Source organism: Methylomonas sp. 11b (assembly GCF_000515215.1).
GTDB lineage: Bacteria > Pseudomonadota > Gammaproteobacteria > Methylococcales > Methylomonadaceae > Methylomonas.
This window is the reverse complement of sequence record NZ_KI911557.1, coordinates 1,795,308-1,819,554: the sequence shown is the minus strand read 5'-3', so window position 1 is coordinate 1,819,554 and position 24,247 is coordinate 1,795,308. Positions and strand designations below refer to the sequence as shown.

Annotated in this window: 28 protein-coding genes; 4 read left to right on the top strand and 24 right to left on the bottom strand. The window is 54.0% G+C overall.

Annotation, left to right across the window (positions count from 1 at the left end; genetic code table 11):
* Nucleotides 1-249 precede the first annotated feature (249 nt).
* The 3 genes from METH11B_RS0108770 (at nucleotide 250) to METH11B_RS0108760 (ending at nucleotide 3,764) form a co-directional block, all read left to right on the top strand.
* Nucleotides 250-870 carry a BON domain-containing protein gene (locus METH11B_RS0108770; RefSeq protein WP_026601708.1) on the top strand — a complete coding sequence of 207 codons (621 nt, stop codon included), beginning with the start codon at nucleotides 250-252 and terminating at the stop codon, nucleotides 868-870.
* Nucleotides 867-1,991 (top strand): DUF1207 domain-containing protein, encoded by a 1,125-nt coding sequence (locus tag METH11B_RS0108765; RefSeq protein WP_026601707.1) that lies wholly within the window; start codon nucleotides 867-869, stop codon nucleotides 1,989-1,991. The genes METH11B_RS0108770 and METH11B_RS0108765 overlap by 4 nt, the downstream gene beginning before the upstream one ends.
* 216 nt (nucleotides 1,992-2,207) lie before the next feature.
* On the top strand, nucleotides 2,208-3,764 hold the full coding sequence (locus tag METH11B_RS0108760) for an HD domain-containing phosphohydrolase (protein WP_026601706.1): 1,557 nt from the start codon (nucleotides 2,208-2,210) through the stop codon (nucleotides 3,762-3,764).
* Nucleotides 3,765-3,790: 26 nt separating this feature from the next.
* Here METH11B_RS0108760 and METH11B_RS0108755 read toward each other — a convergent pair whose 3' ends face one another.
* The 3 genes from METH11B_RS0108755 to METH11B_RS0108745 form a co-directional block, all read right to left on the bottom strand.
* Nucleotides 3,791-4,234, bottom strand: a complete 444-nt coding sequence (locus METH11B_RS0108755) for a DUF2383 domain-containing protein (RefSeq protein WP_026601705.1) — start codon at nucleotides 4,232-4,234, stop codon at nucleotides 3,791-3,793.
* Nucleotides 4,235-4,372: 138 nt separating this feature from the next.
* Nucleotides 4,373-5,200 (bottom strand): Crp/Fnr family transcriptional regulator, encoded by an 828-nt coding sequence (locus METH11B_RS0108750; RefSeq protein WP_026601704.1) that lies wholly within the window; start codon nucleotides 5,198-5,200, stop codon nucleotides 4,373-4,375.
* A 167-nt stretch (nucleotides 5,201-5,367) separates the two neighbouring features.
* The gene (locus METH11B_RS0108745; RefSeq protein WP_155931104.1) at nucleotides 5,368-5,556 is read right to left on the bottom strand and encodes a hypothetical protein; all 189 of its coding nucleotides are present in this window, start codon (nucleotides 5,554-5,556) and stop codon (nucleotides 5,368-5,370) included.
* A gap of 498 nt (nucleotides 5,557-6,054) precedes the next feature.
* Between METH11B_RS0108745 and METH11B_RS29735 the strand changes: the two genes are divergently transcribed.
* A complete protein-coding gene (locus METH11B_RS29735) occupies nucleotides 6,055-6,258 on the top strand; it encodes a hypothetical protein (protein ID WP_026601702.1) in 204 nt (67 codons plus the stop codon).
* 356 nt (nucleotides 6,259-6,614) lie between these two features.
* On the opposite strand, the gene METH11B_RS0108730 is transcribed toward METH11B_RS29735, so the two are convergent.
* The 21 genes from METH11B_RS0108730 to METH11B_RS0108625 form a co-directional block, all read right to left on the bottom strand.
* On the bottom strand, nucleotides 6,615-7,697 hold the full coding sequence (locus METH11B_RS0108730; protein WP_026601701.1) for a protoglobin domain-containing protein: 1,083 nt from the start codon (nucleotides 7,695-7,697) through the stop codon (nucleotides 6,615-6,617).
* Nucleotides 7,698-7,801: 104 nt separating this feature from the next.
* The gene (gene gorA / locus METH11B_RS0108725; RefSeq protein ID WP_026601700.1) at nucleotides 7,802-9,154 is read right to left on the bottom strand and encodes a glutathione-disulfide reductase; all 1,353 of its coding nucleotides are present in this window, start codon (nucleotides 9,152-9,154) and stop codon (nucleotides 7,802-7,804) included.
* Nucleotides 9,155-9,270: 116 nt separating this feature from the next.
* Nucleotides 9,271-9,780, bottom strand: coding sequence for a hypothetical protein (locus tag METH11B_RS0108720; RefSeq protein ID WP_026601699.1), 510 nt, complete (start codon nucleotides 9,778-9,780; stop codon nucleotides 9,271-9,273).
* Complete coding sequence (locus METH11B_RS0108715; protein WP_026601698.1) at nucleotides 9,780-10,619, bottom strand: glycine-rich domain-containing protein; 840 nt, start codon at nucleotides 10,617-10,619, stop codon at nucleotides 9,780-9,782. Before METH11B_RS0108715 ends, METH11B_RS0108720 begins: the two co-directional genes overlap by 1 nt.
* A 9-nt stretch (nucleotides 10,620-10,628) precedes the next feature.
* Nucleotides 10,629-11,243 carry a YmfQ family protein gene (locus METH11B_RS0108710; RefSeq protein WP_026601697.1) on the bottom strand — a complete coding sequence of 205 codons (615 nt, stop codon included), beginning with the start codon at nucleotides 11,241-11,243 and terminating at the stop codon, nucleotides 10,629-10,631.
* Entirely contained in the window at nucleotides 11,240-12,319 is a 1,080-nt protein-coding gene (locus METH11B_RS0108705) for a baseplate J/gp47 family protein (protein ID WP_026601696.1), read from the bottom strand. The genes METH11B_RS0108710 and METH11B_RS0108705 overlap by 4 nt, the downstream gene beginning before the upstream one ends.
* Complete coding sequence (locus METH11B_RS27760; protein ID WP_026601695.1) at nucleotides 12,316-12,795, bottom strand: phage GP46 family protein; 480 nt, start codon at nucleotides 12,793-12,795, stop codon at nucleotides 12,316-12,318. Before METH11B_RS27760 ends, METH11B_RS0108705 begins: the two co-directional genes overlap by 4 nt.
* Complete coding sequence (locus METH11B_RS0108695; protein ID WP_026601694.1) at nucleotides 12,788-13,117, bottom strand: hypothetical protein; 330 nt, start codon at nucleotides 13,115-13,117, stop codon at nucleotides 12,788-12,790. The genes METH11B_RS27760 and METH11B_RS0108695 overlap by 8 nt, the downstream gene beginning before the upstream one ends.
* Nucleotides 13,114-13,605, bottom strand: coding sequence for a phage baseplate assembly protein domain-containing protein (locus METH11B_RS27755; protein ID WP_026601693.1), 492 nt, complete (start codon nucleotides 13,603-13,605; stop codon nucleotides 13,114-13,116). Before METH11B_RS27755 ends, METH11B_RS0108695 begins: the two co-directional genes overlap by 4 nt.
* Nucleotides 13,605-14,645, bottom strand: a complete 1,041-nt coding sequence (locus tag METH11B_RS0108685; RefSeq protein WP_026601692.1) for a phage baseplate assembly protein — start codon at nucleotides 14,643-14,645, stop codon at nucleotides 13,605-13,607. Before METH11B_RS0108685 ends, METH11B_RS27755 begins: the two co-directional genes overlap by 1 nt.
* Entirely contained in the window at nucleotides 14,638-15,999 is a 1,362-nt protein-coding gene (locus METH11B_RS0108680; RefSeq protein ID WP_026601691.1) for a DNA circularization protein, read from the bottom strand. The genes METH11B_RS0108685 and METH11B_RS0108680 overlap by 8 nt, the downstream gene beginning before the upstream one ends.
* Nucleotides 15,996-17,564: a phage tail tape measure protein gene (locus tag METH11B_RS26495; protein WP_026601690.1), complete on the bottom strand. Its 1,569-nt coding sequence runs from the start codon at nucleotides 17,562-17,564 to the stop codon at nucleotides 15,996-15,998. Before METH11B_RS26495 ends, METH11B_RS0108680 begins: the two co-directional genes overlap by 4 nt.
* A 121-nt stretch (nucleotides 17,565-17,685) precedes the next feature.
* Nucleotides 17,686-18,075: a hypothetical protein gene (locus METH11B_RS0108665; protein ID WP_026601689.1), complete on the bottom strand. Its 390-nt coding sequence runs from the start codon at nucleotides 18,073-18,075 to the stop codon at nucleotides 17,686-17,688.
* Nucleotides 18,075-18,440 (bottom strand): phage tail tube protein, encoded by a 366-nt coding sequence (locus tag METH11B_RS0108660; RefSeq protein WP_026601688.1) that lies wholly within the window; start codon nucleotides 18,438-18,440, stop codon nucleotides 18,075-18,077. The genes METH11B_RS0108665 and METH11B_RS0108660 overlap by 1 nt, the downstream gene beginning before the upstream one ends.
* Nucleotides 18,440-19,912, bottom strand: coding sequence for a phage tail sheath subtilisin-like domain-containing protein (locus tag METH11B_RS0108655; RefSeq protein ID WP_026601687.1), 1,473 nt, complete (start codon nucleotides 19,910-19,912; stop codon nucleotides 18,440-18,442). The genes METH11B_RS0108660 and METH11B_RS0108655 overlap by 1 nt, the downstream gene beginning before the upstream one ends.
* The gene (locus tag METH11B_RS0108650; protein ID WP_026601686.1) at nucleotides 19,912-20,115 is read right to left on the bottom strand and encodes a DUF2635 domain-containing protein; all 204 of its coding nucleotides are present in this window, start codon (nucleotides 20,113-20,115) and stop codon (nucleotides 19,912-19,914) included. The genes METH11B_RS0108655 and METH11B_RS0108650 overlap by 1 nt, the downstream gene beginning before the upstream one ends.
* Nucleotides 20,116-20,117: 2 nt before the next feature.
* A complete protein-coding gene (locus METH11B_RS0108645) occupies nucleotides 20,118-20,675 on the bottom strand; it encodes a phage protein Gp37 (RefSeq protein ID WP_026601685.1) in 558 nt (185 codons plus the stop codon).
* A 193-nt stretch (nucleotides 20,676-20,868) separates the two neighbouring features.
* Nucleotides 20,869-21,279: a gp436 family protein gene (locus tag METH11B_RS0108640; RefSeq protein ID WP_026601684.1), complete on the bottom strand. Its 411-nt coding sequence runs from the start codon at nucleotides 21,277-21,279 to the stop codon at nucleotides 20,869-20,871.
* A gap of 2 nt (nucleotides 21,280-21,281) precedes the next feature.
* Nucleotides 21,282-22,868: a hypothetical protein gene (locus METH11B_RS0108635; RefSeq protein ID WP_026601683.1), complete on the bottom strand. Its 1,587-nt coding sequence runs from the start codon at nucleotides 22,866-22,868 to the stop codon at nucleotides 21,282-21,284.
* Nucleotide 22,869: 1 nt separating this feature from the next.
* A complete protein-coding gene (locus tag METH11B_RS0108630) occupies nucleotides 22,870-23,298 on the bottom strand; it encodes a hypothetical protein (protein ID WP_026601682.1) in 429 nt (142 codons plus the stop codon).
* 46 nt (nucleotides 23,299-23,344) lie between these two features.
* The gene (locus METH11B_RS0108625; protein ID WP_026601681.1) at nucleotides 23,345-24,244 is read right to left on the bottom strand and encodes a Mu-like prophage major head subunit gpT family protein; all 900 of its coding nucleotides are present in this window, start codon (nucleotides 24,242-24,244) and stop codon (nucleotides 23,345-23,347) included.
* Between the last annotated feature and the right edge of the window lie 3 nt (nucleotides 24,245-24,247).

The following is a 24,247-nucleotide window of genomic DNA, read 5'->3' as shown; positions in this document are numbered from 1 at the left end:
CCCGCAAAACCGTTAAGACCTCGCCCGGCAGCCAATCCGGGCGGGCACGACCTATAAATATCCGCAATTAAGGCCACTTCAGCGCCCATATCCAGCCAATGTTCGCCAGCGTACAGACTGTTCCCGGCTTTGCCCCTAGAATCGAAATTCGCTTTCAAACCGCCGGATCAGCTAACTACTTACGAATGTTCCTTATCGCATGCTGAGTCGGCACGTTTTCCGTAAACACCCATCCCCAAGGAATAAGCCATGAACCCTCACTCCGAATACCTCTATAAACTCTTCACCAGCAAACTATTTGCCCTGGCTTGCTTGTCAGTCGCTTTAGGGCTGGCTGCTTGCCAGCCGGAAGGTCAGGCGGAAAAAGCCGGACAAAAAGTGGATAAAGCCGTGGAAAATGCTGGACAAAAAATCGAACAAAGCTCCGAAAAGGCCGGGCAAAAAATCGACGCCGCGAAAGAATCGGTAGTACAGAAAGCAGAACAAGCCGGCGCATCGATCGATAAAGCTGCCGAATCCTCCAACGATGCTCTGGAAAAAGCCGGTAAACAAATCGATCAAGCCATCAATAACTCCGAAAAACGCATTGATGCGGCCAAGGAAGCGGTAGTGGATAGTACTAAAGCAACCGGCGAATATTTTGACGACTCGGTGATTACCGCCAAAGTTAAGACAGCCTTGCTAAACGACGACTTTTTGAAACTGGTACCAATTGACGTGACGACAGTAAACGGCGTAGTCACCTTGCGCGGCACGGTGGATTCCGAACAACTGGTCGGTAAAGCGATTGGCTTGGTCAGCAGCCAGGAACATGTGAAGTCGGTACAAAACGAATTGTTGGTTAAAACCAGCGTGCCGAGTAAACAATGAGGCATTATTCACTAAGCAGCTTAGCGGGCCTTTTGTTGCTGTCCGCACCCATGGCGCAGGCTACGCCGGCCGATGATGCTTATATCGCCGGCTATGCCGCTGCCGCGATGAAACATAATTTAAAGCTCGATATGCCGGCGTTGACGGTAAAAGATGGTGTCATTACCTTGCCCGCTGCCGGGATGTCAGGCGCGGAGCGCGCCCAGGCCAGTAAAGTCTTGGCGGAGATTCCCGGCGTTAATGCCGTGAAAATAGCCGAAACCACTGAGGTAAATGCCAAAGAGGCCGCCGCGCTTGATGCAAATCCAACAACGCTGACTACAGCCGAGACCTTGGTGTTACCGACCGGACTGCTGCCGACCGGGCATTTGTTCAAAGCCTTATTGGCCGATCCGCGCTGGGCGCATTTTTCCGCGGCTTATCGTAATTACCAAAGTAATAACTTTGACGGTCGAAATATCGCGTCGGTCAGCTTTGGCGAAACCATTCCGTTTTATCGGGCCAATATCGGCAATTCCACGGCGCAATGGGAAGCCGGTTTGCAGGCCGGCGTGTTCAGCGACTTCAACCTGGATGCCTCGTCAGCCGACCTGGTGAATACCGATTTTATTGCCTCGATTTACTCCAGTGTGCGCACCGGGCAGTTTTCCGCATTCGGCCGTTTGTATCATCAGAGTTCGCATTTGGGAGACGAGTTTTTGCTGCGCAAGGTCAACACCACATTCGAGCGGGTTAATTTAAGTTACGAAGGTGTGGACTTAAAGCTGTCGTATGAGCTGCCCTATGGCGTGCGCATCTACGGCGGCGGTGGCGGTTTGTTTCATAGAGAACCTTCCGCATTACGAAAATGGTCCGCGCAATACGGTATCGAGTTCAGAAGCCCATGGCGTCTGGATTTTGCATCGATGCGCCCGATCATTGCCGCCGACATCAAGAATTACGACCAAAACAACTGGAGCACCGATATTTCGGCGAGAGCCGGTGTGGAATTCGACAATTCCAAAGTCCTGGGACGCAAGCTACAGCTGATGGTCGAATACTTCAACGGCTATTCGCCCAGCGGCCAGTTTTATAAAGACAAAGTGGAATACGTCGGTTTGGGTGCGCATTACCATTTTTAGTTTGTCAGTCCGGGCAGGCGCATCGCGATGCGCGGTGTTAGACGGAATAGAAGGGACAGAAAGGATAGAAGGGGTCGGCAGCGCTAAAGCCCTTTTTCCGTCATCCCCGCCTGTACGGGGATGACGGTTTTTCGAAGTGCGCAAAAATATGTAGCTGACACGATTACCCCATAATCCATAACCGGATCAATCCTGCAAACAACCTTGGCGTCACCGATGCAAACAGCTGAAGACTATGCCGCGACACTGCTGGCAGCCGATAAAGCCTTACGATTTTCGGAAGCGCGCTTTCGCCGGCTGTTCGAAACCGCGCAGGACGGCATCTTGCTGCTGAACGCGGAAACCGGCACTATCGAAGAAGTGAATCCTTTCCTGATGCAATTGCTCGGCTACTCGCACGAGGAGTTTCTGGGGAAAAAGCTGTGGGACATTGGCGTGTTCAGGGATAGCGCACTGAACCGGGCCGAGTTTAGCGAATTGCAGACCAAAGGTCATATTCGCTACGACAACCTGCCATTGCAGACGAAAGATGGCCGCAGTATTCCGGTCGAGTTTGTCAGCAATATTTACGAATGCGATGGGATTGACGTGATCCAGTGCAATATTCGCGACAATACCAAACGCCATCTGGCCGAGATTGAGTTACGGGCGACGTCGCGAGCCCTGAAAATGCTTAGCGAAAGCAACGTAGCCTTAATCAGAGCCACCACCGAAACCGACCTGCTAAACGAATATTGCCGGATTGCGGTGGAAACCGGCGGCTATCGGATGGCCTGGGTGGGGTTTGCCGATGGCGGACCGGACAAACGCGTGGATGCCATAGTTTGTCACGGCCACGATGACGGCTATTTGACCCTCGCTAATATTAGCTGGTCGGACAGCACGGCCCACGGTAACGGCCCAACCGGTCGGGCGATTCGCTCGGAAAAAGTGCAGTTCGTCGAAAACATCGCTACCGATCCCAGCTATACGCCCTGGCGCGAACAGGCTTTGCAGCGCGGTTATCACTCGACGATTTGTCTACCGTTCAGACTATCCAGCCAGGCGGTTGCCTGTTTGAATCTGTATGGCGACAAGGTTGATGAATGGTCGCCTGCCGAACGGCAGTTATTGCAGGAAATCTCGGGCGATGTCGGCTTCGGTATCGCCGCACTACGCACTGCGATTGCCAAATTTGATTATCAAGAGCAGCTACGGGAAAGCCTGGAGAAAACCATACAGGTGATTGCCGATACCGGCGAAGAGCGCGATTCCTACACCGGCGGTCATCAACGGCGCGTCGCCAATATTTGCACAAAAATCGCCACCGAATTTGGCCTGGACGCCGAGAGGATACACGGCCTGCATCTGGCGGCGACGATACACGATCTGGGTAAAATCGGCGTGCCGGCGGAAATCCTGGCTAAGCCCCGGCGCTTGACCGCCATGGAATTTGGCTTGATTAAAGAGCATCCGGTTATCGGTTTCAATATTCTGAAAGATGTGAGCTTTCCTTGGCCCATTGCCGAAATTATCCGTCAACACCACGAACGGATCGATGGCTCCGGCTATCCGCTTGGACTGCATGGCGACGATTTGCTACTGGAATCCAAGATACTGGCGGTCGCGGATATAGTCGAAGCGATGGCCTCGCATCGGCCTTATCGCCCAGCATTGGGCATTGAAGCGGCGCTAACGGAAATTATCAGCCAACGCGGGATTAGTTTGGACGCGCAAGTAGTTGATGTTTGTCTGCGGATTTTTCAGGTGCATGGATACATAATCGAAGACTAGGCATTCATGCATCTGAAACGGTTTATCTAGGCCATTACTGCAACCAACAGGCTGTCCAAGGTGCGCATATGTCTTTGCTGAGCAGGCAGAAGTTTTGTTTCGATCAAAGCGCGAATGTCCGATGGCAGTTCATGATCCTGCAATACTTTTTCATATTCCTCGAAGCCGGTTAATTCGCCCTCGCGCAAGGCCTTTAGCGCAGCTTGTTTACCTAACAATATCGCGCCGGCCATGAATATTTTTGCCCAAGCCCCCCATGCTCCGGAATCTTGAACGGCTACACCGCCCAATTGTTGAATTTTGCCCTGCAAACTGAAAATGGCTGCCTTATGTTCCTCAAAAGAAGACATTAAAACGTCCATTTCTCCCAGCGCAGTCTGTTTCCGAAACTTATTCAGTGCCTGTTGATACGCGGCTACGGCGGATAATTCATTTTGTAGCAAGCTATTGATTAATGGTATGTGAGACATAATGAAACTCCCAGATAAGTGGTTTCGGGGGATTGACAAAGAGTCGATCAGTTGATTGCGCCGCTTAATATTTAATAACAAGGCTCCATGAAAGTCGGTACGCTGCCGCACATCGTTGATCGGAATGCGTGAAAATATCTAGCTAATGGACTTATTCAGATTGAGAGTATCCAAAGTACTTTTGGACGATTTGTCCGAAACGCTGAGTACCGATTCGCTAAGATTGTCGGGGGCCTCCGCAGAAATAGGTATCAGCCTGTCAAATTCGGTTTTTATCACTTGGTAGCATTCGCAAACTTGTGCTTCCAAACCAGCGCGATTCAACACGTTGAGATGGCCTCTGCTGTAACTGATCAGGCCTTTTTGTTGTAGTTTGCCGGCGGCATCGGTGATGCTTTCCCGGCGCACGCCAAGCATATTGGCGATGTGATCATGGGTTACCAGCATCTCGTTCGAGGAATATCGGTCAAGATTCAGAAGCAACCAGCGGCACAGTTGTTGGTAAATGGAATGGTGGCGATTGCAAGCCGCGGTTTGGGCTATTTGAGTCATCAATGCCTGTATGTAACGCAGCAGCATCTGGAATAACGATCTGTCCGTGCTGCTCCCGTTCCCGGATTCGAATTCTTTTATAAACAATTGTCGCCGTAGCCTATATCCGTAGCCGGTCCTGCTGACCAAGGCTTGATGCGGCATGGTGCGCCCGTCCGTAAACAGGCCGAGGCCGATAAAGCCTTCGTTGCCGACGATGGCAAGTTCGCTTGAAGTGCCGTCTTCAACAATGTAAACGTTGGACACCACGCTCGTCGTTGGGAAATAGGCGTAACGCAATTCGCTGCCCGGCTCGTATATGACTTCGCCGCAAGACATTTGAATAAGTTCCAGATCAGGCTGCAGGCGTTCGTAAGTCTCCGCCGGCAATGCACCCAATAGTAAGTTCTGGCTAGGGCTATTTAGTTTGGTCATAAGCAGTCTCCATCTGTGTTGTTGACTTAATGGCCTTGATCTTCTAGGTCAAAATCCTACTGTTAAAGATTTTCTAATTTTTCCTGAGACGGTATCTCAGGTTTAATAGATCAGAAAACGGGTAACACTGACCGAGTGGGCGAGCTTACCCAGTTTGTCTAAATCCATTAAAAGTATTGCGGCTTGTGGCCTTTTTTAATTTTTTCTCGGAAATTACCGAGTTTGCTTTCCAGTTTGCCCGGCCTCTTGCGTGAGCATCTTTCCAGTTCCATATCACCCAACCCTACCACATAGTCGGTGGCATTGATGTCAGATCCAGCTGTTTGAGTTAGGTATTCCTGATGTTCTTTATTCATAACGGCTCCCTGATAATTTGTAATAGTCATCAAAGCTCAGAGCGGCCAATGTCGGCGCTCGATAAAACTTTATAAATAAAATGGAAATTGTTCTGTTCGTTAGCACACACAGCGCTAACACTAGTCGCTGTGAGGGCTTATTGCGTTTTAGCGGTGTTAACGGGATAGCCGGGTTTCTCTGAGGCCTATTGCTATCGCAAAAAAACCGCAGCATGAGTATGTGTGCCAGCGAACCGACTTAGTCACTGTGTAGAGCGTAGACTCAAGCTGTATCGAAGAATAAATTACCTAGGTCGGCAAGCCGGCGTTGTGCTTTGCGCAGCCTAATTGGTATTCCGAAACAATTCTATCCATGAATCAAATGGAATCGTAATTATTCAGTCAAAACAGCCTAAATCAATCGTAGGCTGGATAAGCCGTGCGCATCCGGCAATCTTGGTGGATGCGCACGGCTTATCCACCCTACAGATCACTATCCATTAACCAGAGTGAATCATCATGAAAACCAATAAAACGACAAGCAATACGTCTGACAATATCAGTCAATTTTCTAACGTTATCCGGATAGCCGGCGTGCTGGCTATCGGCCTGGGCGCGATCATGCAGCCGGCGAACGCGGAAAATTCACAAGTCAATCCGGCTAAAAAATCGCCGGACGGGAAGGGAAATCTGCCCACGTTTGCCCAAGCCGATGTGAATTAAAAGCGAATTACAGAATTTTCCTTACTTATTGCAAACCTTCGACAAAGTGGATGCCGGTAATGACGGCAAGTTGGAACAACACGAATACCAAAACCTGAAAATGGAAACTAAACGGGAAGGCGAGGTTAAATAAGTCGATAGACCACGGGTTACGCGCACATTAGTGTCTCTGTGGTTCGGGGCAGATAAGTTCCCGGCGTTCCTTCGAAAAACCCGCATACTGGCGGGTGAGGGTCCATGATTTTGATTGTTGTCCTGGGTTCCCGCATTCGCGGGAGCGACGAGCTAAGGTTTTTCGACCCCTACCAGGTAAAGAGCTGTTTTAAACTCGCGTAATGCCTGCTTACAAAACCCGCTTAGGTAAGTTGAGTGCCTTCTGCGGCTTTGAATTTTTTCTTGGCTTCGTACATTCTAGAATCAGCCTGATTAACCAATAAATTGGGTTCCGCAAACTCGTGCGGACCGGTCTGAACAATACCCACACTCAAACTCACATCCTCCAACTCTTGTTTAATAACGGTGTTGAGTCGCGTGATATAAATGTCTTGGGCATGGGTTTCTTGGCAGTTTGGCAGAATCAAACAAAACTCATCTCCCCCGTAACGAAAGCAGCGATCTTCCATCCGCGATACTTTTTTTATAGCCGCGGCAACGATACGCAGGATTTCATCGCCGCGGCCGTGACCTAGAGTGTCGTTAATCGCTTTGAAGTCGTTAATGTCTATGTAGGCAATCGATACTGGTTCGGAACGACGCTGAGCCGCACGCAGGGTTTGCGTCAGCGTTTCCGTTAAGTAGCGCACACTCAGCAAGCCCGTCAGCGAATCGATGCGCGTCATCTGCTCTAGTTGTTGTGTACGCTCCCGAACTTTCTCCTCCAGCGCGCAGGCGTAACGTTCGGACTTTTGCTTAGAAATTTCGATTTCGGAAACCAGGCTGCGGATATATGTTTCAAACACCAGCGTGATGTCAAACAAAAACAATTTATCCAGGGCCGCCGCCATAGTCTGGCGCTCGGTGTCGTCGGTTAATGCCTCAAAAATTATTTCGATTAATAAGCTTTTTAGTGTGTTGATTGCCGAAAGATACAGCTTAGGTTCTACTCCGATCCGCTTATGCACTAAACCGATGCGCAGGCGATTATTGACATAGTCGAGATCGTAAACACCGCTGAATAGATCGAGCACATAGCGACGTTGGGCATTTTCCAGACGGTGCAGGGTGTCGGCATCGCCGATCAACAGCGCGATTTCCGGAACGCTGGTTTGCATTTCGTAGAAGCGGGCAACCAGAGAATCGATGCGCGGTGTAATGACATCACTAAAGCTGCTTAAAAGTTTAAAGTCTGCATCGGTCAGAGACAGCAAGGTTTTGCGATTGGCAATATCAAATTCGGTAATTTGCAATTGTTCCAGCAGGGTCTGTTCTGTTTGCTTCACTTACCCTCCAGTTCATTCAACTAGTTAATCTAAAGGCTTTACATTATAGCCTGTCGAATAACGGACCGCGCTGTATCGCATCTGGTCTTCACTAACTGTATTACTTAGGGGGCTTTGTGAGTCATGGTAACAAACTCTTCGGCAGCTGTCGGATGGATGCCGAGAGTCGAATCAAAGATGGCTTTGGTCGCTCCGGCACGCATCGCCACAGCCATGCCCTGAATAATTTCCGGTGCATCAGCGCCTATCATATGCAGACCGATCACTCGGTCCGTCTCGCGCTCCACGATCATTTTCATCAAGGTGTTTTCGTCCTTACCCGATAGCGTGTTTTTGATGGGTTTGAATTCGGTTTTATAAATATCGATATCCGGAAATTTTTGCCGCGCCTGCGCTTCGGTTAAACCGACGCTGGCGATATTGGGTTGGCAAAATACGGCGGTGGGGATGTTGTCGTAATTTACCGGTCGCGGTTGCTTGGTAAATAAATTACTTACCAATGCCTCGCCTTCGGCTATCGCTACCGGCGTCAGGTTCACTCGGTCGGTGACATCGCCTAGCGCATAGATGGACGGCAGATTGGTTTGATAGTGGCTATCGACGATGATCGCGCCTTTGTCGTCCAGGGCCACGCCAAGCTGCTCTAGTCCAAAACCTTGCGAGTTGGGTGTTCTGCCGGTGGCGTACATCACCAAGTCGGTCGTCATGGTATTGCCGTCCAGCAAGCTGACGCTAAAGGCATTACCTTCCGGCGCAATGGCTTGGACATCGCAATTAAATAGAATCTTAATGCCTTGCTTGCGCATCGCGACGGCCAGAAAGTCACGAATATCCTCGTCAAAGCCTTCCAGCAGTTTTTCGCTGCGTTGACAAATAGTCGTATCGACACCCAGGCCGTTAAGAATGCTGGCAAATTCCACCGCGATGTAGCCGCCACCGACAATGACGATGCGCTCCGGCAATTTATCTAGTGAGAATAGTTCGTTAGAGGTAACGATGTACTGCTTACCGGCTATATCAGGCACAAACGGCCAGCCGCCGGTGGCCAGCAGAATGCGTTTTGCCGTGCATTGGCTGCCGGCGACCGCGACAGTGTGGGCATCGAGCAATTGCGCTTTGCCGGTAAAGATGGTCACGCGGTTTTGTTGCAAGTGCTGTTGATAGACCGCTTGCAAGCGTTCGATTTCCCGATTTTTGTTGGCGATTAGGCTGGGCCAATCGAAGGAGGCGTTGTCCAGCGTCCAGCCGAACCCGACCGCAGCGGCAAAGTCGTCTTTAAATTGCGCGGCGTAGACCAACAGTTTTTTCGGTACGCAGCCTAAGTTGACGCAGGTGCCGCCAAAATGGCGAACTTCCGCTATTGCAACCCGTGCGCCCTGATTGGCTGCGGCATTGGCGGCGCGCACGCCGCCGGAGCCGGCACCTATCACGAATAGATCATAGTCATACGCAGTCATAGGAATCGGCTCATTTTTGTTTCTGCAGATGAAGCCGCGCGCGATATTTGGAAGGCGTTTTGCGCGATATTTAGACAACAGCGGCGCTTGCTAATATAACAACTTAATTGCGCATGTTAAAAGACGACAGCCAAAATAGCTTCCAACGTCGCCGCTGAATTTAGCTCCGAAACTCGTTGGTCAAATCGATTTAGCGTCTCAGTGATAAACGACTCAACCGCCAATGCAACCTGAATGATTTGATCGGCAGAATGATCTCGACGCGCCCAAACGCCATTACTATCGGCGCACATAAATTTATAGGGTCCGCCTGCGACTCCGAGAGCCACGGCCTTTGAATAACGAGCTGTCAAAAACGCCTGATCATCTTTAGTGGTTGGGTAGGTATGCATAGCGCCAAGAGCGTCACATTGCTTACCACCAGTAATAGTGGACTGAGCTGAAAATCGTAACTCTCTTGTTTTCTCTAAACGCGCCTGAGATAACCCGGGCGATTGCTGCATAAACAGTCCACCCACAAACTGATCGCCAATATTTGCCGTATTAGACTCGACAAATCCTTCAATAACGTCGTCCGATACCACGACGTTAACTACCAACCCATTATTAATTTCAGCAAGCCTCATTACGCCACCCACTCAGCCATAAATAATCCTGGCGAACCATTGCCGCCGCTACTGCCTGCGCCAATCCCCGCCCCACCGCCTGCGCCATAGCCACTAGCGGCTCCGCCCGAACCCGATCCGGATTGACCACCGATACCGGCAATCCCGAACAGAGTAGCGCCGCCATTAGGCGCAACGCCAATTGATACCGATGACACGGCAAAGCCTAGTCCCGGAGTAACTTGGCAAATGCTTTTATTCGGCAACGCAAGTGCAGCAGCATTTGCAACGCCTTGAATTTGCCCGCCATTGATAGTGGCGCTTGTTGTTCCTAGCCCGCCGAGCCCTCCTCCGGCTGAATACGTGACGGCATTGATTGTTATCTGAGTGGCAAGCCCCGAGCCTCCATCGCTGCCGGGGCCGCCACCCGCGCCAGCAGCGCCAATCACCACCGCGTAATTGGTGCTAGGCGCCAATCCAGAGATTAAAAACTCAATAGCCGCTCCCGCCCCACCAGACATAGCCAGCGTATAGGCAGCGTTTGAACCGCCACCGCCACCGCCGCCGCCAACCAAAGTGATTTTAAGAACAGAGTCGGTGGTAATGTCGGCTGGGGTTGGAAAATCTCCGCTACTAGTCAGTTTGAATAATCGTGGTTGTTTAAGTTTTCTTATCGCTTGCAGCAATTGCGTCATATCACCGCCGCTCGGTGTCAATCCGGCCGCAGTTATCACATTAATAATCTCACGCTGAGGCTGTTCAATAGCGGGGCCAGGCGGAATGGAACCGGGAGTCACGCCGGGTACTCCCGTCACGTACGGGGCGCCACCCGTCGCGCCCACTGGTTGGTTATAAATCATAAAATGTCCTCACGGAGTGTAAATAAAATGCAAATTGCGATGCGCTTCGTTCAGGCGCTTAAACCGGCATTCCAGGTCGGTTGCCTCCACCCACTTGGTGATGGGGTCGATGCCGCACTCGGATTCGCCGCAGCGGAAATAGGTCACGCGCGGGCCTAAAACCGTCACGCTCCAATGGTGGCGGATAGCGTGGCCATAGCTCCACAGCTGATCAATGCCGCACTGGCTAATACCGCACACAAACGGCTGATACTCAGTAATCGTGATGCTATAGCCCATGGCCGTCGCCAGTGCCAAATAAAACGCGCGGGATTGCCCGCCTGTGAACGTGAGCTTGGATACCAATGCTAAACGCCGTTCTTGTAACGTGGTATTGATGCCGGCCGCGCACGGATCGGGCAGATCCGCATAGGCCTCCCAATCGGCCAATAGCTCGTTGGTATAACGCGGGTCCAGCTCATTGCGTAATTGATCCGCCCGGGCATCTAAACGGGCATACTCTTCGGCCACCGCCGCCAAAATCTCATAGACACCGCTACCAGGGAGGCGTAAGTCGTCCCACAGCTTGCCGTGCGGCAAATGCGCCAGGATAGACTCCAGATAATCGGCAGCTAATGCGGTCATAGCGTCGTAAACGTGACAGTGCCCAGCGTGACGATGTGGCCTGTCGCTGGGGTTACGTTAGCAGTTGGGCTAGTAAGGCTATGATCCGTCTCGCCCACCGCGACGGATATGGCCTCGCGAATATGGCTCAACTTCAGCACGCCGGTACCGGTACCGTCTTCGGGTGCCGCCTCATCTAATATGAGCGCCGCCAGCTGCGCTTCGACCGCCGCCCGCACTGCCGCGTTATTGGGGCGCAATGCGATAGTCGGGTTCAACGGCGTCGCAATCGGCGGCACCACATATAAACCGGACATGCCAGCGGGGCGCAATGGATCGATATAGTTAAACAATGCCGTTGCATCGGCGGTCAGCGGGATACCGTTGCTGTAGGTATCGTCCATCATAAAATACACCACCACCGTGCCGTCGCCCATGCCCAACGGCACCGGCCAGGCGCGAGTCACGCCAGGAAATTCCAAGGCCCAGGTTTCATAATCCGATTTACTGCCGCCTTGCACCGGGTTGCGTACGCGGCGAAAGTACCTGGCCTGCAAATCGCCTTCCTCCTCAATGTCGGCGCCGCCAGTCAGACCGTCTCCCGTCAATGTCGGCGAGGCGTTAACCCCAGCAATCGGGCTAATCAGCGATAGCACTTCACTCGCCGCCAAATTACCCGCCGCGCCTGTGATAACTGCTTGCACAGCTGCCAACGCTGAGCCGCCGACAATAGTCACCTCGGCCAGCGTAGCGTATTCAACGCCATACCGGCTTTGCAACAACGTGCCAGCCGCTATAACAGCCCCGTTGCTGCCGCCGAATGTCACCTGTCCGCCGGCGGCCGTCGCGGCAATATTAGTAATGTCGTAAACAGCGGCATACTGTTTTAACGACAGCCCAGCCGCAGTATAGGGATGATATTGGGTAGCTAAATAATCCAAATGCCCATGCAACCCATGGGACACGCCGGATAACGCTTGCTTCAGACCTTCGATAATCGCGTTGTACTGGGTGGGATCGACGCCGCCGACGATGTCCATGTCCACCGAAACGCGCGTCAAAATCTCGGGCAATGTAGGGCGGGTAAAATTGCTCATCCGGTCACCGAATCAAATTGAGTTTGCCAGACGCTGCCATCCGGCTGGGTAATGTCGATAGAACAGCCCAACGCGGCCGGCGCCAACCACCAGGCATCGACTGTTATCGCAATGGCGCGGCCGGTAGCGATCAGCCATTGCAAAGCTTGCTCTATATAGAGGATAGCGAGGCGGCGGGTTTCCTCTGTCTCCTTCGCCCGGGCGAGCACCCAAAGCAGCGAACCATGCGGCCTGGCTTGGCTCCCGGGCGCGGACCCATCTGAGGGGTAATCGTCGCCCCAGTAGCCGCCTTGATATTCGGCGGCCTCAGCATCGACGTGGACCGGACGCGGATCGGCATCAGTCAGACGCCGGTCGGTAAACAGACTGGCAATCACCGCCGCGCGCAGTGTGTTGTCGATCGCAGGATTGCCGCCGGTCATATCCAGATAAAACCGGCCGATACTGTCTTGGGTGGCGTAAAAATCATTACTCACGATCAGTACCTATAGCCGCATAGGCTTCATCCAACTTTTGATCAGTTTTGAGGCGATTTGCGCGGATATTATTGATTAACGCCTTTGCTGCTTGCACGGCATCGGCTTTGGAGCCAAACAGATCCTGCTCGTCAACCTCGCGCTCAAACCATAACGTATCGACCAGATACTTGATCGTCTCCTTCGTTCCTTCTCGATTTGTAAATGCAAAACGCCGAATGCCTTCCAGCTTGCCTTTTATAACCGGATCATTTTCGACAGTTTCCATATGCAATGGATTAACAACTATCCAAACAATTTGATCTATTTCAAACTTATTCATAGCGCCTTGACCTTATCCGACCCTTCCACAATCGGCCACAGGCCGGCGCTGGATCCGGAGCCAACGTTAACTTTATCGCCAACGCGCGCCACCTTGGCGCCGCCTTCACCACCCAAATGAATATCATCAGATTCCACGACTACTTTGGGCGATTTGACGTGGATATGATCGCGCTTCAGCGTGATGGTCTGCCCCAAATCGTCATAGATCGCCACTTCACCCGCCGCCAAACCCACCAGCCGATACTGCCTATCGGCCACGCAGATCGCCACTTCATGACCGGCCCGGCCGCCGGCGCTGAGGGTGATGGCTTCCGCGCCTGGGTGAGCGTGTGACGTCCAGCCATAGGGCTCAAAATGCTCCACGCTGTCCAACGCCACCGCGCCGATGGTTTTGATTTGCAACAGCTGCAACAGACTTGCACTATCCACCAGCGATACCACGCCGCGCGTGATCATCAATTGCAGCCTACGCATAGCGCCGTCCATCACCAGCCTCCATTATTGCTTTCCGGAGCCGGTTCCGGCTGCGGCGATAAATCGAAAGCCGACGGCGGTGCGACTTCCAGCGTAGTGATGCTGCCGCCTTTTTCGTCGATGCTGAACGTGACCTGGCTGATCAACAACCGGTCATTAATATTGAGTTTGGGGTCTTGTACATCGACCAATACATTCGGCTCCCATAGGCCTTCGGCATGCCGCCAGCCTTGCACGGTGTAGCCGATGCTGCGGCCTTCGCCGGCCCGGCGATTCATCTCGGCCGCGCTGCGGGTTTTACAATCGGCGGTATGTGCCGGACCGTCGGCAACGATGCAGATCGGCCGGTACCGCAAATTTAAATCTTTAATCAGCGCCTCGGCATGTGCCGCGCGGTCGCCATGGAATAGGTCGGTACCGGCGGTTTGTCCCAGCACCCGATAATCGGAAAAGCGCTCGGAGCTGCTGAACCGGCCGGAAGCGGCCTTGATATTGTCGCCGTAAATCAGCGCAGTCGGCGCTACGGTAGTACCGGTGCGGATAAACGCAATGGAACCATCGGCTTTGCTGACCAGGCGTACGCCCCTGATTCGGCTCAGCTCGTTTAAAAAATCGAAAATCGATTGACCGGCTTCCAGCGCCACCTTGGCAAACGGCCCGCCGATATCGGTTTCGGCGCTCACGGCAATACCGAACGGTTGCGCCAGATCAGCAGCGATTTGCAATAGCGTGCGGCCGCTGAATTGTTGGCCTTTGGTGCTGCAATCGACCAGATCGGCGGCAGCACTTAATCCGGAGACGATTAAATCATGGCTTTCGGCGTCGTACGACGGCATCACCTCGAACACAAATCCACTGATCACCAATTCGCCATCGATCAACAGCTGGCACGGCGAGTCATCGCGAATCGGCCGAATGCTATCCTGGCCTTCCCAGCGGTCGGTCAGCTCCAAATCAAACGTGTTAGCGGCTTGCTTGATACTGCGCACCACGCGAATGCTTTCCCAGCCGGACCAGGCTTGGCCTTCGACGACCAGTTCCAGATTAAGCACTGAGCACCTCCAATACGCTACCGCCGGCAATCATGGCCGGATGCGCAATATTGGGGTTCCGCGCCAATATCTCGGTCTCGCGGGTGGCTGTACCGAAATGCTGGTAGCTGATCGTCAGCGCCGACAGCGTGGCGTTGTAACTGACGGTGGTCAAACCGGCGTTGGCATTGCCGCGCGCCGTTAAATCTTTATGCACTGCCGCCCGCAATTTTTGCAGCTCACTATATACAGGATAATCGGCGGACTTGGCTTGCGCCGCCAGGCGGTTGGCGATGTAATCGCGCACCGCGTAGGCGTCGTTTTTGGTCGGATAGGCCAGCGCCGCGCTCAGCCTGGCTTGCTCGATGACGCTAATTTGATTAATCGCGGCCAGCGTGGCGGCTTGATTGATCGCTGCCTGTTGCTTGCCGGCGGTACCGGCGGGCACGGCCGGCCAGGCGACAGTCGGCTCCAGCGATTTGACCAGGCGCAAGGCCGTCATCGGCCGGGCCGAATAGGCCGGTACCGGCGTGGCGGAAGATTGCGCGGCAACGGCACGGCTTGGCGCCGGTACCGGCGAGCCGCCGTAGAAATTGCTTGTTGTGCCCAGATCGTTCAGCGCGCCGGCGCGCAACAATCGCGAATAACCCACTCTGATGGCTCGCGACAGTAAGCCGGTCGAACCGCTGGCCACACTCACCATAGCCGAGACCAAACCGGCCGGCGACGACAATTGCCCCATCACCGCCGACAAAGGATTGCGGTTTAACAACATCGCTTCGCCGGATGACAAGGCAGAATCCAACAGCCCGCCCGGCATGGGCAAGCCGCCTATCATGCCGGCCAGGCCGTTATCCAGCACACCGACCAGGCTTTGCATATGCCCTTGCAAATAAGACGACGGGGCAAAATTGACCAGACTGCTAAAGCTGTCCATCACAGACAACTCCGCGACTTGGGCTTGTTTGATCGTAGCGACCGGCGCGCTGGCCACCGCCGCCGGCAATACATCGGCGCCGGCCTCGACGAATGAAAACGTGATGACGGCCATGCCGCCTTCGCGGGTGGATTCCTCCAGATCGCAATCCAACAGCGTTACATCCAGCCGACCCAGCCACGGATGTACCAGGCGCTTGGCGCCGGGTTTCTCCGCTTCCTCAATCAGATCATCGCGCAGGTCCATGTAATCGTTGCCGATCACAAACGCTTGCACGTTGATCATCCTCGCCTTGCGGCCCATGTCTTCCGGAAAGGGCTTATCCCGGCCGGGATATTCGTGCAGCACATAGCGACGGCCGAATTTGCCGCCGGCGGAATCCACGAAAAACGGGATGCCGTTGAGCGATGCCGGTTGCATGTTATCGCGCCAGGTCATTGGAAATGCGCTCCAGCGCGAGTGTTTTTGACGTCAATCTGGCCGCTGTTGGCTTGTAGCGACTTGACCTTGACGGGTGCGCCTTGGATTTCCACGACCAATTTGCCGTCGGCTGGCTTGCCGGCAGGCGTGGCGGCTTGCGGATCGCGGCCCAGATTTTGGATACCGATGGGGGCGGCAGGCTTAGAACCCCTGGACGGATATTGCACTGCGGGGGCCGAATTGACCGAATAACCGCCACGGCCGCGCGGCAATGGCGCTGCCGGCTTAGTGTCGCCGCCCGCCATATCTACAGCAACATCCGCTACCAAAGGCCCCGGCTTAACCGAAGTTCCGCGGTTACTGCGCGGCGCCATGACGGCATCAATTGTTTGTCCTGCTAGGGTTTTAAATTCTCGGTAATCATTCATCAACGACTTGAGCTCATCTGCAATGAAATGAATCGGCGCAGTCAGCGAGTCATCAGCAAACTTTTGCAATACTGAATACAGCTCGGTCATAGCGGCCGCGCTATCGTTTGCTGCGCGCTGCGAGTCTTTCAGCGCCGTCGTGCCGTCGTCGGTCAATTGGATGAAATGCTCCAGGCTTTTGGTATCGCCCGTTAGATTGTATTCCTTGATTAAATTACCGAATGCCCGGGTGGATTCCGAATCGCCCAGCAGATCTTGAATAATCGTTGCCCGCCCTTTGGTTTTTTTAACAATATCGGCCATCAGCTGATTTAGCGGCCGCAGCACCTGATGGCCTTTTTTCAACTCGGCCACATCGAATACCTTAATGCCGGCCTTGTTTAGTTTTTCGATTTTTTTGGTGTCTGAAAACACCCGCAACAGGGCTTCGATTGACGTGGTTGCCTGCTCGCTAGAGCCGGTCGCGCCGCGAACCACCTGAGCCACCGCGCCAATTTCCCGCGATGCGATTTGTCCGGAGCGGCCCACGGCGGCATAGGCGGAATATAAACGCGGCCCCATCCGGGCAAACTCTGCCAATGTAAACGCGCCTTCTTTACCTTGCTTCGCCAGCGTACCTATGGCTTCCGCGACAGCCGCCGGCGATTTAATCCCGGCTTTTTCAAATTCCGCAAACATGCCGCCCACCGCCGACGCATCAGCACCGGTCGCTTGCAGGGCAATACCGATATTGCGGATCTGCGCTTTGGAAAACTCGAAATCACCGGTCATCTCCAGCACTTGCTCAATCGCGGTGATGATTTGCGAGGGATCGATACGAATATCCGGCGCTGTGGCGGCGGCATAGATGTCGTCTTTGAGGGCTTTGATAGTCGCGTCGGATTGGTCAGCGGCAATCCCCAGCCGGGTCATGCGCCGTTCCATTTCGCCAACCTGTTTTACCAAGCCGACTGCTACCGCACCCGTAGCCAGGCCGGCCATGCGGCTGCCCATCCGGTCGAAATTACCCCCTACGCGATTGGCGCTATCACCCAGCGCTTTCATGTCGCGCCGGCCTTTCTGGCTGAATTTGTTAATGGCATCGGCATAACGCTGCGACTGGGCAAGAATATTGCCGTGCATGTCGATGCGTAAACCGGTTTTGATTTCTTTCATGCCGTTAACCGTGTGCTAGTTTTCAAATGCCAAAAACGCTTGCACGATTTGCAACTCGGTCAGTTGCAATACCTCGCTACGCGTCCAGTGTGTTTGCCGACTCAAGCGAGCCAACAGCGGGTTAAATGCCTGCTGCCGGCTCTTCAGATCGCCCCCGCAACATCGCCGCCTCCACGGCTTTCCGCGCTGCGGCGTCTAGTGTTTCCGCCTGGGCTTGCAATAGCTCCAGGTCAACCGCCGACAAGGTGCGCAACAGCGGCGCGGGCAATGGCCCCATCATGCCGCCGATTTTCTGAATCTGCCGGCGCAAAATACCGTTGGACATCAGTACCGGCGAGGTGGCGATGGTCGCCCCGCCGTCCGCGTCGCGAATTACCCGCTCAGCTTCCAGCGCTGCATCCTCCAAATCGCCGGCAGTCAAGGTGCGTAAGATTACAGCGGTATGCACCACGCGCTTATCGCCTTCGCCCATTGCCAGGCCGTCCACCAGCTCGAATTGCACCGTGGCCATCAGATCTCCTCAACCGATTCGGCGGACATCTTTAAATCGTAGGTGCCGGCGCCGGCATCCAATGGCGCCGGGTCCAGAGTAAACGCGTTGACCATCATGTATTTTTGCCCGATATCGGTCTCAAATAGCACCGTAGCGCCCTCGATATTCAGCGCCGGGCCGGATATGGCCGGCGTCGCCATCACTTTGCAATTCATCTCCGGCACGGCGGTTTCTGAATTGAAATACACCCGGCCATTGTCAGCCGGTTTAGGATTGCGCTTGATGCCGCCAGGGTCCAAGGTCGCCCCCTTTTCCGTCGCGATTTCGCCTAAGGCGCCCAGGCTGATTTTGGCGCGGCCTACTACTTCGTTACTTGCTGCCATTATCTAGACTCCGTATGCATCGCCACGATGCGCATGTTGCGGATTAATACCGGGCTGTCGTAAATATCCAGCCGGTCTTTGTTGTCGGCGTTGACCTCGGCCAGGATGGTGTCTTTGTACGACTCGTAATCCTGCACCCAGCCCTTATCCATAAAGCCCTTATACAAACCCAGCATTTCCATAATCGCTTTTTTGGGTTGCATGATCGGTTGACCGGGCGGCACGTCGTAGTTATCGCCGGCCAGTTTCCAGTTGGGATAACGCTGGGTAAAAAAGTGGCGTTGCTCCAGGCGGATGCGCTCCAGGGTTTCCGGGGTATTGATGTATAACCATGCATCGTCGCCAACGCCGCCGCTGTTGAGCTGGTACATGCTAATTTCGGATTCCAGCAGCACTTCGCCGGCGGAGCTAACCGTCGTAGTCGCGATGCCGTCGAACAACAGCGTATTACGCTGGGTATCATCCCACCGGTCGGCCTTGGCCGGCGGCAATACGCCGGGTAACACCTTGCCGCGCAACTGCCGGCTGGGATCGATAGACAGCCCCATGCCGGCCACCGCCATATACACGGATGACCAGATCCACGGAGCAGTTGGGCTAAGGCCCGCGCCCTGGCAAGTGACGTGGGGATTATTGCGACCGTTGCCGAATGAGCTGCTGGCCGCGTGACTGCCGGCATAGGCTGTAAACGCCCGACCACCAATCGCGCGCATCGGTCCAAACCGAGAACCCAGCTCTGTTTCCAGTAATGTCATGTTGGCGGCGTCGGTGTAGGGCACTGACAGCCAGTTAAACCATTCCTCGCCCAATGCGTCCAGCGCCGGCGTGATGACCGGGTTACCGCTGCCGGCAGTGGTTTGGGTAATCGTAAACGCCAGGCCGGCCGGCTTTTTGTCGCCGTCGTAAAAATTGACCCTCACATCAATCGCGCTACCGGTCTCGCCTTTCCAGCGGCAGGTTAAATCCACCTCGTAGGCGTTCACGCCATTGACCGATGCCACCATGGGCTGATCGGTGCGGGCATTGATCGCGGCAATCAAGGCCGTGGCAATCGCCGTAGCCGTGTCGCCGCTAGCGATGGCGATTTGTACCCGATAGCCACCGATGTACACATTCAACGTACCCGCTTCGGTGGCCGGGCCGGTGATGCTGATTTTCTTGATGCACTTGACGCCGGCGGCGTTGTCGTCCAGCGCTACGGCCCACATCTCCAGCCAGGGCGCAGCCTTTTTCGCCGCCTTGATCATTTCGGCAATCATTGAACCACGGCCAAACTGTTGCTCCACCGCCGCGACGTTGCCGGATATAGGCGTTAATACACCCGCCGCCACAGTTCCGGCAGTCAGTCTCTGACCGACGATCACCGCTTTGGCGTCGAATACAGCGCGGCCCGCCAGACGGCCATCAAATTCGATATAGACGCCCGGTACGCGCAAATTGGCGCCGGGTACTTCGTTAAATGCTATTGCCATTAGTCGGCTCCTTTATCCGCTTTCTTAGCCGCCGGCTTGGCGGGTTCCGCCAGCTCAATCGAGCCGTCTTTTAAATGCCCGCGCCAGTAGCGGTTGTCCGGCACCTCGTCGCCGTCGTCCGGCAAGTGGGTGAAATTGCGTTCCGGGCGGCGGATTTTGAAGGTTTCGCCGGTTTCCGGGTTGAGAGTGGGTTTTACAAACATAGCTACCCCTGCGGCAGGTTAAATTGATTGGTAAAGTCGAACGTGCCGTCGCCGTTAATATCGCTTTCGGCATGGAAGGTAATGAAGTCGCCCAATGTTGCATCGCTAAATTCACCGAGCAGCGGCATTTTCGGCAGTGTGAACGTGGCGGCGTAGACTGTGCCGCCCAGTTGGGTCAACACGTTGCTGAATAGATTGGCAATGTCTTTGCCTTGCAGCGTGCCGATGCCGGGCACGCGATGCAGATGCAGCTTGGGGACCAGCGCGTGAATGATGTCGTACGCGCCGATGATGGCCGGCGTACCACGGCGACGGGTGATTTCTTGCGGCTCTTTGGTGACCGCATACACGTCAAACCGCGCATCGATCGTACACAGACTGTTATCGTTGATCGGGCCGCCATTGAAAGCTACATATACCGCCGGGGCTTTTTGCAGCAGCTGCTTTAGCAGATCGACAGACCACGCACCCGGCAACGATCCGCTATCGCGCAACTTGCCCGGCAGCGTGGTCGCCACTACGGAAAGGATGTTATCTTCAACGTCAGAAATAATGCTCATGGCCGCAGTGTAGCGACACGAGCTAGGGCGGGGGATTAAAGGGGTTTAATGCTGGAAAGTGCTGACAAAGGGGCGGCGTCCTTGCCTCCGGGCTGATAGCTTATGCCCAGTAAAACATCCTCAGCGGCTCACGGGTTGTAGGGTGGCCATCCTGGCCGCGCTGTCTGTCCAACAGACGCGCATCATTTCTAGCTTAATAACTGTCGCGGGCGAACACCGAGCTGGCCGACTGAATGTTAATGGTGGATTGGTTAGTCTCTTCGGTATTGCCGCCCGTATCCGGACCAATACTGATCTTACCTTCAGCCACTTTCATTAAGTAAGCGATACCGTCTTTATAGCGTGTTCGGACTTGCTCGGTGACGAGATCATCGTATAAATAATACCGGGCTATATCGCAGGCAATGCGGACCAGATTGGCGGGAATAATCGTCAGCGGCACATAGGCGGCCAAATAACCATCGATCTCTGCGTCGGCGTCGGCGATCGCAGCGTTGAGTACAGTCGTGTTGATAGTTGTTGCTGCGGCATCGGCTTTATTGGTCAGCTGGATCAACTCCGGCTGACCAAAACGGTCGATTAGGTTTTGTTGGGTGCAGTACATGACTAGCCAACGATTTGTAAGCCAGCATAGTGCACCGTTTGCTCAGAGCCCGAGTTGCCAGGGGCTCCAATCGAGGTAAATGGTGCGGACGACTGCAACAGCGACCCGCCGATATTACGGATAGTATTATTTGGGGTTGGGTCACAGTAAAAAGGAAAACTAGACCATACCAACTCTTGCCCTTCCAGCAAGCCTGGCGCGTTTCGCCAACCCAGCTGATTATCCGGAGGAAGATCTGACGGGGCGGACCCGCCACCAGTCCCTGCACCGACACCGGCAAAACTGCCACCGGTGACGCGGATTTGCCTTTCCATTGATGAAATATTAAGAGCCTTGTGGACAGTGACATGCTCAAAATACCTCAACACCGACACGCCGGGGACCAAAAGAGTTGATGCTTGCAACGTGGATGTCAAACCGGCATGGTCGCTCACTGCGGCAGATGATGTCGGGTATATCGACACTAATGGCTCGATCTTGCCCAGCGTATCGACTACATCCGTGACATTGATTTGGCTATTAGCCCCGAACGCATTGCGCTGCCAACCCCGGTGCGTAGTCGATGCACCGGCGGCCACATTAGTACCGCCCGCAACAGCGGTGCCAGTCGTTGCCTCGAACGTGGAATTTTCAGCTAGATTCATCAGCGACAAGTGCGACACGTTGGTGGGAGGTGCGAATATCAGCTTGCCGCTAGCCTTTACCGCATCTCGAGTCGCTATCGCGCACAGCGCCTGCCCCCTTGCATTGCGATGTAATCCATTCCCGCCAGCGGCATCGGCATGTCGGTTAAACAGTGAGTATACTTTGCCATTTGCGTGACCGGTTAGCGCCACCGCCTCTGCATCTGATGCATAGCCCAACGGCCACGGGTACCCAGATGCTTGAGCAGTATTGCGGTACAGGTCTGAGGTATTCACGGCAATAATGTCCGTATTTTTTATGCCTTCTGATAGCACTAGGTCACGCACTTTGTACCAGTTTGCGCTTTTGTTAGGCGTGTTGATATATGTAGATGGAGACGGCGAATGCAGGATCGGCGTGATACCCGCATCAATCGCTTTGGACTGTATGCGCAACCAGGTGCGCCAAATTGCTTGCCAATATCCTGCAACATCATTGGCATTGAGATCGTTTATCCATGGATCAAATAGGCAAAATACCGGCGCACCATCCGCTAACACTAACGTGCGACGGAATAACACATCGCATGCTGTATCAATGACGTTGATCAGCGTTTGCCCACTAGCGCCATAGATGCCGTTCGTAAATTTGCTGGTAGACAACGGCGTGATTTGAGCCGCCGGAATGTCACAGAGCAAGTAATCAAATGTACATAATGTCAGCGCGTTGAAATACAACAGATGACTAACCGCAGTGACGCCTGCATTAGTAGAGCCACCGACTGTCACATTGCCGGATGTCGCGCTGTAAAATGCATCAATGGTCGGCGAATCCTGCGCTACAAAGCTGTGGCCTATTGCAATCAGTATCGGGCGGCGTGATGGCGATACTTCAGCGGCACGATCGCTGGACGCACTACCAAGCGACCACTTGCCATTACTTATCACTGGATTGAGAGGCAACATATTATTCACCTATGGGGCTAGTTTTTGGCTTTTTTTTTGCCTGAGCCTTTAGCCTCTGCACTGGCTCGTCAGAACCAGCTTGATCGCTACCAGCCTCTGCAACGGGCTCGTCAGAACCAGCTTGATCGCTATCAGCCTCTGCAACGGGCTCGTCAGAACCAGCTTGATCGCTATCAGCCTCTGCAACGGGCTCGTCAGAACCAGCTTGATCGCTACCAGCCTCAGCATCTGGCTCGTCAGAACCAGCTTGATCGCTCACTGTCTCCGCAACGGGCTCGTCAGAGTCAAACTGCACTGTCAAAAACCCGGCAGCCTCAAACGCCTCCAGCTGGGCACTGGTAAACGTGTCGTCTTGATAATGCACTGTAATATTCGGGTGCCTGACGCCAGCAACCTCAACCCCATGTATGCTCGATGTAATATGAATCATGTTTTGTCTCTCAAAAGGCGGGCGTCCTTGCCCAGTGGGCTATTTATTATGGCAACCAAGGCACAACCAATACGTCGACCGCATCTTTGTTGATGTTGGTTTGACTGGCGGTACCGGCTGTTGACGGGATCGTGTCGGCTTTGACGACTGTCAATGCGGCCGCGCGGTTGCTGGGACCACAGACCAACAGATTGGGACGGATGCCCAGCGGCCGGCCTTCATCGGATTGCACGCTCATCATTGCAGCCATGGCGGTGTTAAATGCTGCGGCGTCCAAGGTTGCTTTTGAACCATACGCTTGCTGCCAAAAGCCAAAGCCGGCATTTACACGGGCATCGACGCCGAAGCGGATTTCCTTACGCATAAACATGACTTCGTCCAGCTGGCCATCCATGCTGATCAGGTTATAGTCCTGGCGTTTCTGATAGATAAACGGCTTTAGGGCCCGGCGCGTATCCAGCAAGCACCACATATTGCCGGCGCCACCGCCGTAGTTGGAGACAGTACCTGAGCCGACCGGATGCGTGGTATCAAAAAAGTTTTTGCCGTCATAGCAGACCGTCGTATTGCCGGCGGCGATCAAACTAAAAATCAATTCGTCCGGGTGGACACGGGCCGCGTAACCCATTTCCTGAAACATTGGTGCGTAAATACCGTACTGATCGTCTTTGATGGCGTTGGCCGGCACGACCACCGTCCCCTCAAAGTCTTTGTTTTCGATCACATAGCCGCTGGCGGACATGTTTTTCAATTGGCGATCGCCGATCCACTCGCGCAATTTTGGAAACTGGCCTAGCCAGGGGTAAATTTCCTGGCTGGTCGTGCTAGGCACTTCCGTAGCCAGCTGCGGGTAATAGACCTCAGTTTGTGGATCGCGCAGACCACCTTTAAAGGCGGCGTTATAACCGGAAAACAGCGCGTTGATATTGGCTTGGTTGATTAACATCTA